The organism is Nitrospirales bacterium, from assembly GCA_031315865.1.
In the GTDB taxonomy this organism is placed as follows: Bacteria; Nitrospirota; Nitrospiria; order Nitrospirales; family UBA8639; genus JAGQKC01.
Genome location: JALDRJ010000002.1, coordinates 3137802 through 3154375, shown reverse-complemented (window position 1 = coordinate 3154375; position 16574 = coordinate 3137802). Strand labels below are relative to the sequence as shown.

At 49.9% G+C, this 16574-nt stretch carries 12 protein-coding genes; 5 read left to right on the top strand and 7 right to left on the bottom strand.

Annotation, left to right across the window (positions count from 1 at the left end):
- Positions 1 to 208: 208 nt before the first annotated feature.
- From MRJ96_14395 to MRJ96_14365, 7 genes are all read right to left on the bottom strand, one after another.
- A complete protein-coding gene (locus MRJ96_14395; GenBank protein MDR4502632.1) occupies positions 209 to 3277 on the bottom strand; it encodes a hypothetical protein in 3069 nt (1022 codons plus the stop codon).
- Between the two features lie 84 nt (positions 3278 to 3361).
- The gene (locus tag MRJ96_14390) at positions 3362 to 4879 is read right to left on the bottom strand and encodes an outer membrane protein transport protein (protein ID MDR4502631.1); all 1518 of its coding nucleotides are present in this window, start codon (positions 4877 to 4879) and stop codon (positions 3362 to 3364) included.
- Positions 4880 to 5132: 253 nt separating this feature from the next.
- Complete coding sequence (locus MRJ96_14385; GenBank protein MDR4502630.1) at positions 5133 to 6992, bottom strand: AsmA family protein; 1860 nt, start codon at positions 6990 to 6992, stop codon at positions 5133 to 5135.
- 51 nt (positions 6993 to 7043) lie between these two features.
- Positions 7044 to 8153 carry an LPP20 family lipoprotein gene (locus MRJ96_14380; protein MDR4502629.1) on the bottom strand — a complete coding sequence of 370 codons (1110 nt, stop codon included), beginning with the start codon at positions 8151 to 8153 and terminating at the stop codon, positions 7044 to 7046.
- Positions 8154 to 8183: 30 nt separating this feature from the next.
- Positions 8184 to 9722, bottom strand: coding sequence for a hypothetical protein (locus tag MRJ96_14375; protein MDR4502628.1), 1539 nt, complete (start codon positions 9720 to 9722; stop codon positions 8184 to 8186).
- Between the two features lie 37 nt (positions 9723 to 9759).
- On the bottom strand, positions 9760 to 10446 hold the full coding sequence (locus tag MRJ96_14370; protein MDR4502627.1) for a penicillin-binding protein activator LpoB: 687 nt from the start codon (positions 10444 to 10446) through the stop codon (positions 9760 to 9762).
- On the bottom strand, positions 10439 to 11089 hold the full coding sequence (locus MRJ96_14365; GenBank protein MDR4502626.1) for a hypothetical protein: 651 nt from the start codon (positions 11087 to 11089) through the stop codon (positions 10439 to 10441). Before MRJ96_14365 ends, MRJ96_14370 begins: the two co-directional genes overlap by 8 nt.
- A gap of 98 nt (positions 11090 to 11187) precedes the next feature.
- Between MRJ96_14365 and MRJ96_14360 the strand changes: the two genes are divergently transcribed.
- The 5 genes from MRJ96_14360 to MRJ96_14340 all read left to right on the top strand — a co-directional run bounded on the left by MRJ96_14360 (position 11188) and on the right by MRJ96_14340 (position 16426).
- Positions 11188 to 11358: a hypothetical protein gene (locus MRJ96_14360; protein ID MDR4502625.1), complete on the top strand. Its 171-nt coding sequence runs from the start codon at positions 11188 to 11190 to the stop codon at positions 11356 to 11358.
- Between the two features lie 197 nt (positions 11359 to 11555).
- The gene (locus MRJ96_14355) at positions 11556 to 13061 is read left to right on the top strand and encodes a DUF4301 family protein (GenBank protein MDR4502624.1); all 1506 of its coding nucleotides are present in this window, start codon (positions 11556 to 11558) and stop codon (positions 13059 to 13061) included.
- A gap of 107 nt (positions 13062 to 13168) precedes the next feature.
- The gene (gene acs, locus MRJ96_14350; protein ID MDR4502623.1) at positions 13169 to 15055 is read left to right on the top strand and encodes an acetate--CoA ligase; all 1887 of its coding nucleotides are present in this window, start codon (positions 13169 to 13171) and stop codon (positions 15053 to 15055) included.
- 62 nt (positions 15056 to 15117) lie between these two features.
- Complete coding sequence (trmL, locus tag MRJ96_14345; protein MDR4502622.1) at positions 15118 to 15579, top strand: tRNA (uridine(34)/cytosine(34)/5-carboxymethylaminomethyluridine(34)-2'-O)-methyltransferase TrmL; 462 nt, start codon at positions 15118 to 15120, stop codon at positions 15577 to 15579.
- Positions 15580 to 15781: 202 nt separating this feature from the next.
- The gene (locus MRJ96_14340) at positions 15782 to 16426 is read left to right on the top strand and encodes a hypothetical protein (GenBank protein MDR4502621.1); all 645 of its coding nucleotides are present in this window, start codon (positions 15782 to 15784) and stop codon (positions 16424 to 16426) included.
- Positions 16427 to 16574: the final 148 nt, after the last annotated feature.

Here is a 16574-nt window from a genome sequence, read left to right as displayed (position 1 = left end):
TCATTCCTACGATGTTGTGAATCTCGATACGATATGGGCAGTCGTGCCTAACGACTTACCTCCACTAAAAAAAGCGTGTTTGGAGACTCTCACGCAACTTAATCTGGATCATGGTTCAACTCCGAGCAATCGAAAATCCTCACCGCTCTAGCTGATTTATGACTTTGATGATGCGTGCCACCTCCCACTTTATCCAATTTCCTTTTGCTTATTCATTACGAACTTCCACGACCTGTTTGGCCTGCTCTAGCACTTCCACGGCTTTGCTCCACTCGCCTGTTTGTTCATAGCCAGTTCGAAGCCGGTCGATGACGTGCTGATAACGCTTGTCGAGTCGAACGCGCATTGACTGCGCCCAGAGCTCGTCATCTTCTTGCGGGAGAAAGGGCCCTCGATACATCGCGCGGGCTTGCTCATAAAGCGGAAGACTCTCATCAACTTGTTTCTCGTGCCATGTCGTATCAGCGCGGGCCACCAATTGTTCAAAGGCCAGGATATCAATCCAACAGCGATTCGGATTCAAGCTCACTCGTCCGCTCTCTAACAAAATTGCATCTTTGTGGCCCAGCATATTGCGCACGCGCGTGAGCGTCACGATGAACGAGCGATAGGCTCGATCCCCATCAGAATCCGGCCACAGAATGTCGGCCATCTTCTCCTGTGGGACGTCTTTGCCGCCTAACGCCAGCAGGACTTTCAGGAAGAGGACCTGTCGCTTGGGAGTTTTCTTGAGAAGCTCTGTCGTCGTTTGCTCCGCCAATAAAACAAAACTGCCCAACGTCGTGATCAGCACCGCAAAGGGCCATTTGTATGAGACGCCTTCTGACGGCGGACTCAATTTGAGCGTCGCGATAATCTTCTTAGCCTGCGCTTCTTCGATACCTTCTTTGAGAGCGTGATTACATAAAAACGCCATGACTTCCGGAATAATACCAATCCAAAAGATACAACCATATTCTCTACTGATCATAAGAAAGCGTCGTAGTTCTTTTAACCCCTTTTCTTTCTCCCCTTTGAGTAGCATTTTCCTCGCTTCGATAATGTGGTCAAGATATCTTAACCACGAAAAATGCGAGATAAAACCATCTGCTCTATACTTCTGCTGTTCTTCAGTAACATGACCCCACTCCTGAAGATCGATATATAAATGTATTTTCAAACCCCTCATAAAACTCTGAATAAAGTTCATCTGAACCTTAGAGAGAATATCGAGAGCATAATCTATGTGAGTCATAGCCTTGGCAATATTCCCATCAAGTCGCTCAAGCCAGGCCGCAAAATAGTTCGTAAACGCGCCCCCCATTCCGGGAGCGTGTTGATACTGAGAGACCAAGGTTTGACATTCCTGACGTGCCTTAGACAATTGTCCAGTAAAAATATAGCCCGCAATCCCCGAGCACCAAGGCCAGACCTCTAGGTCAGGCACCAAACCCCTGCCAAAAAGATGACGCCCATCTTCGTACATGCGAAGGCATCGCAGTCCATCATTTTGCATCCAACTGATATCACCCCGCATCGCGTTGACCAAAAGACAAGCAGCCACAAGATGAGGTTGATCTTCTAATTTGTCTTTGATTTCCTGTAGTAAACTCTCTACGAGAGCATAGTCTGCATTCCAGGTCCGATACTGATAGACTGTCCACACAGCCTGTGTCTGGCTCATGAGATCCGGGAATAGACGAATATTGTCTAAGACTTTTTGCTCCCATTGATTGATCGTCGAATAATTAAATCGATGTTTGACTAACGCCCCATACATAGAAGCTGCCACCTGTCTTTCAATCTCTTTTGAAGGATATGACGGATGTGTCGCTAAATAGGTTTCAAGAAAATCAATCCAGGCATCCAATCGCGAATACTGTTGAAAGCTCAGTTGAATCGCATCCACGATCCCACACCAAGCCAAGAGAATTCCAGTCTGATCGCCTTCTGCTTCAAACCGATGAAACACCCGTTCAAACAGGGGGACACTCGAATCAGGATTCGTCGTCATCACACACGTGGCCTGCCAATATTGACACCAGGGAGCGGCCGCTACTATGTCTTTGGGAATTTGCATGAGCCAAGCAGCGAGCGTCTGCACCTTACCTTGGTTCATGTATTGCGGTGCAGCAGGCAACAAAATATTCAAGAACTCTGTCCACTGCTGGTTCTCCACATACAACGCCATGGCTTCTTCCCTACGCCCCTCGGCTTTGAGTAGCGTCGCGGCCTGCTCTTGCAGGTCATGTATCTTCTCCGCCTCCCAATGCTCTTGTGCGTATGCGCGTAAAAACTCCCGAAACCGTGGATGAAACTGATACTGCACTTCCACATCTTTGCGCCGTTCGGTAAAATACCCCCGCCGAGCCAACCGCTCCAGCAACGCCCCCGCCTTCTCTGCCCCCGTCAGCGCTGCTGCCATTCCCCGCGTCATCGACGGCAGCGCACTCAACGTCAAGAGCCACTCTTGTTCTTGCGCGGATTGCTGCTGCAGCACTTCTGTCGCAAAGTAGTCAAATAAGACCGACGTATCCGATGTGTCGGGGGCGCGCTTCCCGATCTCCCCAGCTTGCGCTAATGCCAAGATCACCCCGCCCATCCACCCCTGTGTATGTTCCTGTAACCTCAGTACCCATCCCTCCATCTCGTCCGGCGGCATGCCCGGCCGGTGCAAATGCACCACGTCTTTGAGCTCGGGGTCGGTCAACTGCAAGTCGGTAAAGCCCAGCAGTGCCATGCGTTGTTCCACTTGCACCCGGGCCAGCATGGGTGGCGGGACATTTCGGCTCATGATCAGCATCGTGCCGTGGGCAGGCATTCCCTCAATCGCTTTGAGCACGAGCGTATGGAATGAACTGTCCAGGGGCAGTTCATGATAATTATCGAAGACTAGGAGAAACGGCGTCTTGAGTTTACGGTAGAACTGCTCGAAAAAATGTTGGGCAAATACTGGGAGGTTGGCAAAGTATTCCGGAGTCAACGCCGGGGGGGGGCGTTTGCTTCGTGGAGCCAGTCGAGAAAACCCTTGGCGCAAGAATCCAAACCAGACAGCGGGGTCCTGGTCGCCGGCATCGAGTTGGTACCAGAGGGCTTTACGTGGCTGTTGGTTTAAATAACTCGCTGCCAACGTCGTCTTGCCCGATCCCGGCGGTCCTGTGATCCAGATGATCGAACGGTTGTCTGTGTGATTCAGCCGATGAAATAATCTTTGACGTTCTACGACCCGTGGCAACAGTGGAATGGTCAATTTGACCGAGGAAGGCGGTAGCGATTTTCTCACTGTTGAAGGCTTCAATTTCGGCATCGTCAGGCAAATTGGGTTACACACGTCTTCACGACATTTTCCAAGTCAGCCAGCATCATATAAGAAGAACGCTCATTAAAAATTCACCTGAACGGTTAATGATCCGCCAGTTGCTCTACTCTTGTACGTCCCATTGAATGCTGAGACCGGACTCCCTGTTACGTTCCGCGTCTCGTAAAAGATGGTTTGTACACCGAGGTCCAGTACGATGGCTTTCTTTGTAAACCACCCACTTCCTGAATCAGTACAGTCCAGAACCCCGAAGAATTTACCTGCTTCTTTACATGTAAATCCTACTCCTACAGAGACAACGTGCAAGTCGCTGTCCGGAAAGCTGGGGTTAAAACTAATGTCGGTCGTAGCCGACTCTGAATAAATGTACCCAGTTCGCAACGCCACTTCCCAATCCGGTAATACGTCAGGACTCAACCAGGTCCATTCAGTTCCTGTTAAGACGGTCAGGGCATTGTTCCATTTTTGCGGTTGGGGAATCGCCATGCCAGACGATAACGTTATGTCTCCAGACCGAATCGATTGCCAGCGGACATAGTGGACATCCACTTCGACTTTCCACTCCTTTTCTTGATTTCGCAGAGGCCAGATCGCAACGCCGCCCTCATAAATTTCGGGAAACCTGAGTGAAGACGAGATATCGGCAACATGCTGTCCATTGGCAAGGAGTCTTCCATTGATCGGCAACACGGCTTGACTGCGCCAGATAAATCCGAGGGTCAGGAGCGGTTGCTGAGCTTCATTACGTAGTAAGGTGAGTAAAAAACTGGCGTTGAGGCCTGCTGTCGTTCCCTTGCCATTCAGTTCCACTAACTCTCCTGCTGTCGTTCCGGGGATGTTGCCGATGGCGATAGACTGTTGTTCGAAATGACCCTCACCAACGAATGGGGCAAACGTAAAAAAATCTGCGCCGACCCCGACCGATAACCAATCACTAAGCTTATAGGCAACCGACGGTTTGATATCGAGAAGAGGCAATTGAGCGCGGGTAAGCGCGGTAGCAAATGGACCATCTTTTGGCCATTCACTGGCAAATCCATACAGCGATTCGAGTCCCAGGCCCAGGGTAAAGTTTTTCAACCAACCAATATCATAGTCTTGAAAGGAAACGGTGAGAAAGAATTGCCCTGGAGGCGGAAGTCCGACAGGACCATTGAGATCATTCTCAACTTTCTGGCCATTTGTAGACGTAAATTTGGTAGACGGATTGAGAAACTGGACGCCGACGGAATGCTGAATGCCAGACAATTGAGTCATCGCCGCCGGGTTAAAGTGAATGGCCGACGGATTGTCAGCCTGTGCAATAAATGCCGTGCCTTGGCCTAATGCCGCAGAATCTTGGAACGGATTACGAAACCCATCAGCCCAAGCACTTGGCGCTTGGAAGTTCAACAGAGCAAGAATAACTTTGGAAACAAGAAAAATTTTCCAAATTTCGTGTTTGCTCGCATATCTGTCTATCTGCCGGCAGCTCGCTAAACACAAAAAGCGCATGGAAAAGGTGTTGACATCGCTTCCTATCCCGTCGATGGCGTGACGCATGACTTTGAATCCAGTATGCTCTCGTGCAAATGCCAGCATGAAGATGAATACGTTCAGGATTCCACTACGTTCGTGCTTTCAATAGAGCCAAATCCCTTTACAGTGCATGAAGCGTTGACGTAAAGGATCATGCCAAATTCGGCTTATTTGTCAACCAAGTGACTAGGCTTAAGCCCAACGTTTAAGAGTTGACGAGACAAAGAGTCAGAAAAGGGGAGGATGAATGTGATGTGAGTAATCTGAAGGAGAAATCGTTTATGCTATGGACATTTCCGGCGGAGACCGCATGGCTTCAACGGCCGAACAAACCCTTGAGCATTTCCTTTCCTTGCTGTAAGAGTTTTTGTACGTCTTTCGAATCACCCTGAAGAATTTTTTGAATCGCTTTCCCCGCTTCCTTCTGCAAACGCTGCTGAATATCTCTAAAATCCAATCCTATTTGTGGTTGAGAAACATTCCCATTCACGACAAAAGGCACAGTGAGTTGCTCTTCCTGAAGGGCGACTTTCGCAATTGGAATCTGTGCAATAATTTTCTTTGATAGCATTCTTTCTAGCCGTAAAGTTCCGTTGACATGCATGGACTGATCTCGCATGACCACTCCCTCCCCCTCCATGACAAAATCGTTGGCTTCCCCATTTAGCTGCAGCTTCTGGATCACAATGCGCTCTCCTTGAAATTCCAGTTTGGCCTGAAGCTTGGAAAATTTCGTGACCCCGCGATGTCCCCCCAAGAGTCCTTCCGCTTGCAAAACTTTTTCAATCTGATGAAGCAAGTCAACTCCCTTCAATTGCCCATCTGATATCGACATGTCAGCCTTTCCATACAGAAGAGGGAGCCCGTTTGATGGCACTGTTCCTTTTAACTGCCAGTTCAAAACCCCAGTGCCATGTAACGTGATGGAACCCGGCTTTAAAAGGCTTTGTATTGTTTCGACATGAAACTGCTTCAGCGAGCCGGTTGAACGTAAGGCCGGAATGTCGGGTCGATTGTCCCATAAAGCTTGTGCGTCTAGACGACCTTCGAAAATTTCTGCGGTCAACGCGTGTACTTCAACAAGGCGGCCAGCCGTCTTTGCTTTGAGATCCAGCTGGTTCACGGAAACAGGAGTTTGAAGGGGTAGCTGCAAAGGAAGGTCTAGACTATTGATGGTTGGCGAGGTGGCATGAATCTCCAGACGATCTCCGTCAACCCGTCCATTCACTGAAAGAGTTGAATTGCCCAGTTTTATATCAAATGAGAAAGGGTCAACTTGAACAACCTGCGCGTCCGAATTTAAACGCTTGTTCCCCGTCACCGGGGCTTGAACATGTGCCAACACGTTCGTCAATTCGATAGGTTTCGGTAGTGCTTCAGGTATGGGAAAGTCGTTGAGAACGATGGATGAAGAGGTGATGTCAAGATTCAGAGTTTCTCTCATGACATGCCCCTTGGCCAAGAAACGCGAATTCGCGAGATGCAAATTTGCCTCGATATTCGGGACATCCAAATTTGCTTGTAACGGACCAAAATTTCCCTCAAAGACAAAAGGCAACTGGTAGGGCATAAGCACCCCTTGCGCATGAACCTTCGCCGTATCACCTAGCCTGACAGATTGTGTGTTCAATTCAACATGCTCCACATGATATGTCTTGGTCGACTCAGCGGATCGATCTTCAAACAAAACCGTCCCCTCGGATATATTGAGCTGCTCAACTCCAAAAATGGCAAGCATCGATGTCCCTGAAGCCGGCGTCGAAGACGGCTCATGATCTGGGCGCGATTGCCTGCCTATTGTTCCTGTGTTCAACGTTCCATCTTTTTGGCGAATGATCGAGATCAGAGGCTGATGGATGCTGATGCTGTGGACTTCAATTCGACGGGTGAAGAGAGGCTTCCACTTGACGCCGACATCGAGTGACGCAACCCTCACGAATGGCACATGTGAGAACGTTGGATCATCCAATATCTTCATGTCCTTCAGCCGAATGCCCAAGTAGGGAAACCACATCATCTCAATGTGTGGAACGTCCACTTTTCTATTCAACTCATCCTGTACCAAGGGCAGAAAGTGATCTCGGTACCGATTCAGGTCTAGCCAATACGGCAGCGTCAAAACGAGAAACATCAGCAGAACAAAAACGATTCCGATGATAGCCATGGGTTTTTTCACGGACCTTCCCTTTGCATACGCATGATATTTAGCTAAAAATATGGCAGGCCTCTACCTAGGAGGAAGACAGGATGCTGATGAGGACGCGTCCACTTGTTCATCACTGTAGATATAACGAGCCAGCGATTCGGCAATTTCGGCTGATACAACTTTTTGCATCGTGCGAGTCGCTCGCACACGGGCCTCCTCTTGTGTAATGTGTCCCTCTCGACCGGAACGAGAGACAATCCCAAGCACGAGTTGATTCTGTGTTTCAAGAATCTGCAGATCGCTACACCAGCGCACGTATGTAAAAAGCGGATCAGACAAGGCGAGATCCTCAAGACGCGATGAACCGGTAATGAGGATGTCTGGAGTCTGCTCTGTTGCGGACGAGTCGATGGTTTGTTTCGATGCCTCCCCTTTCTCAACCTCATGTGTCACGAGCCCTTGTTGTTGCAGTCCTTGCCAGATGGCTGTTTCAACTTGCCTTGCCTGGTCTCCGGACACCTTTACGACGATGAAAAAATCCTCTAACACGAATCGTTGGAGTTCCTGTTCGATATTGGCGAGATGATACGAAGGAGAGAACCCTTCGCCGGATACTCTCAAGACCTGTAAGTCCGTGTTGGCTTCGTGCCTGTACCGTAAATCTCTCAAGGCACGTTTGTACCCTCGCAGTTTGATGATTGGACTTTCTGCTTGACGCGCCTGTGTGATGTTCAAGTCGATCGCGCGGTCCAGTTCCGTGATGCGATCAAGCAACCGTCGTTCGGCTTGACCTCGATGAATGCCCGCCAATGCAAAATACTGTTTCGTGTCAGGCTGATACCAGGTTTGTAAAACTTTGACATTTTCAAGGACTTTTTCAGAAGAAACGGACGTCACGTGATCGAGAGTCAGGTCCCGGCTGGTCTTCGTGGAATCATCTCTTTCTTCCTGCGAATAGCTTTCTCGATCCTGTAGACGAGACGTAATATTGGCACGAAAGACCCGTGCGATAGCTGCATACGCACGCCGTTCGGCGACAGCTCGTGAATCCGCCTCTCCCCGCCCAACCAGATACTGTTCTGGGGGGAATTGCCGGCTGTCCCCACGAATCCAATCAGGCGTGGCTTGTGTACCGAACAGGGAACAACCGGAAATAAGACTCACAAGGCCTATGAGTAGTCCCCTTTTCACGCGGTCGTTGAGTGAAGGACGGATGAACATTTACTCGGGAATCCGTTGTGTCAGGAATTTGGTTTCGCCATCGAGAAGACTAATTTTCTCGGAAATCCCGCCAGGTAATGCTTGGCCCCGAGCATCAAAGGAGTGTACAACAAGAGAATAGGTGCCTGGAGGAACCCATAGTCTTGCGACTTGTATTTCCCCTGGGAGTGTTCGCCAGGTCCTGATATCCGCTTCCTCCGTGGCTATCGCGAATATTCTGGCAAGAATGACTGCGACGAGACCGACCCACGCTTGCGAATTCTTGTTTACCGCGGCTCGCGCTCCGTAGCCGATCCCGACCGCCGCCGCCATTTTCATCGCCGCACGGGCAACAGCTCGGACGACGAGGGCCGTGTAGTCATCATCTAAATTTTTTTTGGCCACGGCCTGAATATCATACACACGCTGGGTTTGTGTTTGATACGACTCCACACCATTATCGGCACGAACTTCACTGTACGACACCAGCGATGGTTGGAGAAGCACCTGAGGTAACGCCACGCGGACGATGTCTCCTTGCAATCCATAGAGAACGGCATCGGGCCCTCGTGTTCGTGGTGAACTCCGTCCAAATCCCCGCTTTGTCAGGGCGATCAGATTGAGTGCATCCAGACTAATCGGAAAATCCAGCAAGGCCTCTGATTTTCTAGGGCCCAGCCCATTGAGGTTGACTAGAATGATCTGGGCCTGCTGTTCCCTGTTCACAACCGGTGGAGTCATATCCGGAAATTCTTCCTGATAACGTAACAATTCATCATCGAACCCTAAAGCCTTCGCGGTTCGAAGCAAGTCTTCTTTGAGCATGGACGGGATCGTCACGTGAGACCATGATTCAGCCTGGCGGTAGCCTTGCTCGGCCTTTCGATACGCGATGAATGCGTTATTGAGGTCTCCAGTCGCCTCATAGAGAAGTCCGGTCAGGTATCGAGCAAACGGGTCTTCATGGTAAGCATCGTCATCGACCGAATCCGCTAACAAATTTAGACGATGATCAATCCGTCTAGCCTCGACTAGTGCCGCCGGCAGATCTTGCAGTTGAGTATAGTTCAACGCTTTGATGACATTGACCATCACCTGCTCGTAGGGATCTCCTTGATATGGTAATTGTGTTTCGTTCAGAAGTATCGCAGCCGCTTCGTCTCGAATTCGCGTTGTGTAAAATTCTTCAATCAATTGATCGGCCTGCTCCAAAAATTCGTTACTTTTTTGAAAATGTCCTGCCAGGTGCAGAGTCATGCCGCGATCCATAAGATATAATAAACGGCTACGTTGGCCATACTCTTCTTGTGTCTTCTCGACGATGTGATCCGCTTCTTCGAGATGACCGGCGAGCAGGCTTTTTTCCACACGCTGATAATGGCTACCGAACGAACTACACCCAACGGCCAGCGTAACCAAGCAGAGGACCATGATGGAGAGGAGAGAGACTGGACGATAGAGAGGAAAAAGACGGGACGTTACACCCGATCGCACGATTGGGCCGCGAGAGACATTCAGAGTTGATCGATACTTAATGACCTCACGCTGATAAAAACCCACTGTTCATCATTGCTAACGTGAATAGAAAGTTATGAAGCTAGAAAAGAAACCGTTTTTTCTCGACGACTTTCTTGATTTTTTTCTGTCCATACCAGGACTTGACGTTATTTTCTAGATCGATTAAATCAAGGTCAACCTGATAGTAGATGGCTTTCGTGCCATCAGCTTCGTCCAGAATATTCGAAATAGCGCCCTTCATCATGAAATCAGCGCCAATCTCCTGCCCCGGCCCCTTCTGCGTGTCTTCTCTCGAATGAATGGCCTGATCGCGTCGTTCTTCACGTATTTCATCCCGTTCGTTCCGGTCGGCGACAAACGTGACCTTCTGGGAGTTGGTCATCTCCCGTTCGAGATCTGTAATGAACGTTTGCACGTTAATATGTTCATTGCTCTTGTTTAGGACCGTTCCGACGATGACGACCGGCTGCCGTCCTTTGACGCGGCTAAAATTCTCCAGCCACGGCTGCGATACCATCTCTTTAATCATCGTTTCCGCGACCAACTTGGAGTCCGTATCATTCCATCGTCCGCTAAAGTCGGTGACCACGCCCGTATCGACGCGTGTAACTTTTTTTTCCGAACCGCAACCTGCTAGAAAAACAAAGACAATCATACTGGCCCACATTACCAGGCCAGGACCGGAGCACCGCCGTTTGGGGAACAGGAAGCTGGTATTCATTTCAATACGTTTTGATTTTCCCCATGGTTTTGAGTGACTACTCACGCTTCGCTTCTTCTTTCTCTAATTCTTGAAAAAGCCGTTGTGCGTTCTCTTTGACGTACGCCCTGGCTTCTCGACTCAGTTCTCTGGCTTGTTCCAAGGCCTGTTGCATCTCCAGGAAGGAAAGCTTGGTTAGCACGTAATATGCGTGAGATTCCTCATCTTTATACCGATCGATCGGCCTGACGCCATGGAGAGTTACCGTCGTAATGGTTTTGATCGCTCGTTCAACGTCCTGTTCCTCTGTCGCCTTCGTAAAGTCACCAGCAGTCGTTGATGCCGCATAATCACGCATGAGATAACCGGTATAGGTCTCAAAGGTCCTGGCCAATTCAGCGCGTGACCGATTTTCTGCAGCTTCCCAGGCTAGTGGCTCATTCCTGACTCCGATGATTGAGCCCACGCCATAGATAGACTTAGAGCCTTCCTTATTGAAATAGCCGGATCCTTCCTTCACCCAGGTCGGTGGTCCGCCGCAACCCACCACACTGATAAAGCCTAGTAAGGCGATAAAGCTGAGGCATCGAGAAAAAGTTCTTGTTGGAATGGTTCGAATGTTCATGGAAGAAGATAAAACATGTATCAAATCAAGGCAAAAGGAACGTTGATGACCGTGGTCGCGTCGCACTTGAAAAAATGCTATCATCCACCCTCCATGCTGTCAAGAAATGAACCCGCAGGCCCTCGTGTCCCTCTCTCTTCGATCATCATACTCAATTCAACCGTTTTTTAAGGAGATCACTCGTGGCCGATGTAAAAATTGAAGATGGGATGATAAAGATTACTGACCTGATCATCCAGGATCCGAGCGCAGCCAGCGTGCTAGCGGAATACCCCGAACAGCGTTGGTCGGAAATCACCAGAAGAGCGCTCAAAATTGGGTTGGGATACCTGAAGGGAGGCGCCGACGACTAACTCCTGATTCCATGGAACACACAGGAAGATTCAGGATACTCGACAACTCTGCTACCTTCTCATACAATCAAATTGCCTTCTACGATAACGGTTGATCCATTTCTTGCTCACTCATTGCTCTCTCTGATTCAAACCTTCCAGCTCGATCCATGCTTGCGTTGACAGACTCAGACCTCCGGCAGATAGATGCGAAAGGCATGACGCAGCACACCATCGAACGGCAGTTGGCATCCTTCCGTACCGGCATTCCCTATACCGTCCTCGATCGACCCTGTACGATTGAGGACGGTATCATGACACTCTCTGACACAGACCTCGGCCAATACACCCGCGTGTTCCAACAAGCCATGGAGCGTGGAAGGGTCAGAAAATTCGTTCCCGCCTCAGGCGCGGCGAGTCGAATGTTCAAGACCCTGCTGGCAACCTTGGAACGATCGTCTCCATCCGATGCTTCAAGCACTTATCAGGAGCTTCTCGATCACAGTCAAGATACCGTGTTCCTGAAACAGTTCTTCGAAGGATTGACGTCGTTCCCCTTCTGCAATGAGCTATGCATGCGCCTTGGGTGCTCCGCTTCAGACCTGCACGGACTACATTGGGAGACTATCCTCAAGACCTTGTTATTCTCTCCAGGCCTTCGGTATGCCTCGCTTCCGAAAGCTCTCCTCCAGTTTCATCGCTATCGAGACCATGTGCGAACCCCGATCGAAGAGCATATGATGGAGGGAGCCGCCTACGCGCGGGATCAGGACGGGCTCGTACGATTGCATTTCACCATATCGCCTGAACATGAGACGCTCATCAATCAACAGCTTCTTCTCATACGCGAACGGGTTGAGAAGTTGGGCATTCAACTCGATTTAACGTTTTCTTACCAAGAAGCCTCGACTGATACCCTGGCCGTCGATCTTGAAAACCAGCCCTTTCGAGATGAACATGGTGCGCTACTCTTTCGTCCTGGAGGTCATGGGGCTCTCCTGACGAACCTGCATCATCTTGGGGGTGATATCGTCTTTTTGAAGAATATCGACAATGTGGTTCCAGATCGACTTGCTGAACAGGCCAATGTCTACAAGAAAGCATTAGGCGGGTACCTGGTGTCGATTCAACAGCGATTGTTCACTCATCTAGAATCCCTGGAAGAGAACAACATTCGTGATGATTCACTGTGCGAAATTTTCGATTTTGCCCAGAGAATTCTTGGTGTCTCGATTTCCGATCGTCTTCGCACGGCAACACGAGACGCACAACGAACGTTTTTGATTCAACGGTTGAATCGACCGCTGCGAGTATGTGGAATGGTCCCCAACACCGGAGAACCCGGAGGCGGGCCTTTCTGGGCGCGGCACCAGGACGGCACCTGTTCCCGCCAGATCGTCGAATCTTCACAGGTTGACCCAAGCTCCGCAAGTCAACAAGACATCCTTAGAACATCCACCCACTTTAATCCCGTCGACCTTGTGTGTGGTGTCAAAAATTATCAAGGACAAGCCTTTAATTTATTTGATTTTACTGACCCGAATACGGGGTTTATTTCCAAGAAATCCTACCAGGGGCGAGAATTGAAAGCTCTTGAGTTGCCTGGGCTGTGGAACGGCGCGATGGCGGACTGGCATACCATCTTCGTCGAAGTCCCTGCGAGCACGTTCAATCCTGTCAAGACTGTCTTAGACCTTCTCCGACCCGAGCATCAAGCCACCTAGACCTTGCCAAGGTGGTGATGGGCAAGCATAATGCGTGGAATATTTTCAATTCTCAAAATTTTTTTTGAGTGCGTGAGGCCTCTAGCCGACGAGTAAGGAGCGATCTGATGGAGCAGAATATTGAGACTCTTCAAAAGTCTGGTCGAGTGATTCAGCCGCCAGCCGATTTGAAAGCGACAGCGTACATTCAAGACTATGAGCAAGCGTACAAGGAGTCGATCACCGACCCTGAAAAATTTTGGGAACGCATTGCCAAAGAGCTCCACTGGTTTTCTCCCTGGCATACCGTGTTGGAGTGGAAGTACCCATGGGCCAAGTGGTTTCTCGGTGCGACCTGCAATATTTCCTATAACTGTCTTGATCGACATGTACAATCATGGCGGAAGAATAAAGTGGCCGTCATCTGGGTCGGAGAGGATGGGCAAGAACGGATTTTTACCTACGCGGAACTCTATCGCCAGGTGAATCAATGCGCGAACGCCCTCAAAAGTCTCGGGCTTTCAATGGGCGATCGGGTCACGATTTATCTTCCTAAAATTCCTGAACAGATCGTCGCGATGTTGGCCTGCGCACGACTTGGGTTGATTCATTCAGTCGTGTACTCCGGGTTTAGCGCGCCAGCCCTTCAAGCGCGCATTCAGGACGCTGAAGCCAAACTCGTGATCACCGCCGATGTGGGCTACGACCGGTCGAAGACTATTCCGCTCAAGCCGGTAGTCGATGAAGCCGTCGCCAACTGTCCAACCGTCACGAAGGTTGTCGTAGTTCGGAGAGAAAAAAACGGCCCTGCGCTGTCCGGCTCTCACGAATTGGACTGGGATGAGTGGCTCGATGGACAGTCGACTCAATGTGAGGCTTTGGCACTCGATTCGGAAGCGCCGCTGTATATCCTGTATACATCGGGAACGACAGGAAAACCCAAAGGCGTCGTTCACGTTCACGGAGGGTACATGGTTGGGACCTACATTACGACCAAGTACGTCTTTGACCTGAAGGATGACGACGTGTATTTCTGTGTCGCCGATCCAGGGTGGGTAACCGGACATAGTTACATCGTCTATGGCCCCCTTCTGAATGGGGGTACGATTTTAACGGCCGAAGGGAAACCCGACTATCCGAACCCTGGTCGCTGGTGGGGTTTGATCGAGCGGTACAGAGTCTCGATTTTTTACACAACTCCAACGGCTATACGCCTGCTGATGAAGTATGGAGAAGAATGGCCAGGAAAATATGATCTCTCTTCATTACGTGTTTTGGGGTCAGTGGGCGAACCGATCAATCCGGAAGCCTGGGAATGGTTCCATCGAGTGACGGGCGGCAACAAACCTATCATGGATACGTGGTGGCAAACCGAGACGGGCAGTATTCTCGTCACTCCCCTCCCCTGCGTTCCCTTGAAACCGGGTTCCGCCACCCGGCCATTTCTGGGGATCGAAGCCGATGTCGTGGACCGTGACGGCAAGAGCATTCCCCACGGCGGCGGATTCGCCGTGATCAAAAAGCCCTGGCCGTCGATGATGCGAACCATTCACAACGATCCCGATCGATACCTGCTCTATTGGAATACGATCAAAGGCTTCTATACCGCTGGAGATGTCTGCCATAAGGATGAAGATGGGTATCTCTGGTTCATGGGACGGGCCGATGACGTCGTGAAAGTGGCGGGGAATCGTATCGGGACAGCAGAAGTCGAGAGCGCGTTAGTAAGTCACGAAGCTGTCGTGGAAGCCGCGGTCATCGGAAAGCCCCATAAAACCGCCGGAGAGATGATCAAGGCGTTTATCATATTAAAACAAGGGCAGACCGAAACGCCTGACATGATCAAAAATTTGCAAGATCATGTGTTGCAAGAACTCGGGAAGATCGCGGTCCCGAAAGAGATTGAAATCGTGACGTCACTTCCCAAGACGCGTTCTGGCAAGATTATGCGGCGCGTGTTAAAAGCTAAAGAACTTGGGCAAGATCCAGGAGATATCTCGACATTAGAGGAATAGCGCTTGTCTGCGCTATTCGAAGAGCCGATCATGTGCGGTTATCGTCCTTTCAAATACCTGCCATGATCGATGTAGTCCTTTACCAGCCAGAAATCCCTCCCAATACCGGAAACATCATTCGCTTGTGCGCGAATACCGGATTTCCCTTGCATATCATCCGTCCACTTGGATTTCGCTGGGGAGATAAGGGGGCCAAGCGAGCGGGACTGGACTATCATGAGCTGGCGATCGTGACCCTTCATCTAAATTTGCAAGCCTATTACGATTCCCAGCGGCCTTCGCGTGTGTTCGGGATCACGACAAAAGGGAGGACAGGGTATCATGAGGTCGATTTTCGTGCGGGCGATGCCTTGCTCTTTGGTCCTGAGACGAGAGGTCTCCCGCAAGACATCTTAGAGTCACTGCCGGAAGATCATCGCTTACGCATTCCGATGCATCCCGAATCCCGCAGCGTAAACCTCAGTAATGCCGTCGCAATCGTCGTCTATGAAGCCTGGCGACAACAGGACTTCACCTCTCGGTAAGCCGACACCAGCCAGTCCATTCCACCAGTCAACCCATCCCGTTGATATCTTCATAACCACCCGAATGGGGTATGGTCAGTTTCTTTTCCGCCACTCTATTCTTGCTCTTGAGTCTTTCATGTCTCCCGCCAACGCAGCTTTTCACTATTTTCGTACATGAGTCGGCGGTTTAGAGTTTTCTATTTATACGAGGCAAGCAAGAATGTTTCGACTAGCTATCAATTCCTGTATGTTGTTTCTCATCATCACACTCGTTGCCTGTAGTGCGTCACAGGGAGTGGCCTCTCGCTCACATCTTCAACCCATGGCCGATGAGGACAACTTTCAGCGATTAAAAACCGAGGGGCGGCTCCTGGGCATCGAAAAGAAATTCTTTCAAGCAATCATTAAGCTTGATCAAGCGGCGTTATTACGCCCCAATGACGTCCATGTCCATCTCATGCTCGGCGAAGCGCACTTTCATGTTGGACATGGTTCAGAGAGCTTAGCCCATCTCAAGAAATCTAGAGAATTGGCCCCCAATAATTATCAAGTTGAAAGTTGGTTGGGAACCATTCACATAGAGCTCGGGCAATTGAGTGAGGCCGAGGTGGCCTACTCAAACGTTTTGGCGTTAAAGCCCAATGATTACAACGCTCTCGTCTACATGGGGTACATTGCGTTTCACAAAAAAGATTATCCGACTTGCCAGGCCTATTTTAAACGGTACAAACGATTAATTGAGGTGATCGAACCGACACGTCTAACCGAGCAGGAAAAGCGGAGATATCAGCAAGCGACAGAGTATTATCGGGCTTGCGATGCAAGTTGGCGAGACGAAACTCTCAAGTTACATAAAACGCTATAGCCCAATCCTCATCCGTTCACCTACCCATTCATATCTCATGTCCAATACTTGGATATGCTGCCTCGGATTACGATCTCCGGGGTTTGGGTAAGCCTTCACAGCAATCACACCACGTACAGAGGATTTCATAACATTGCACGACTCCCCA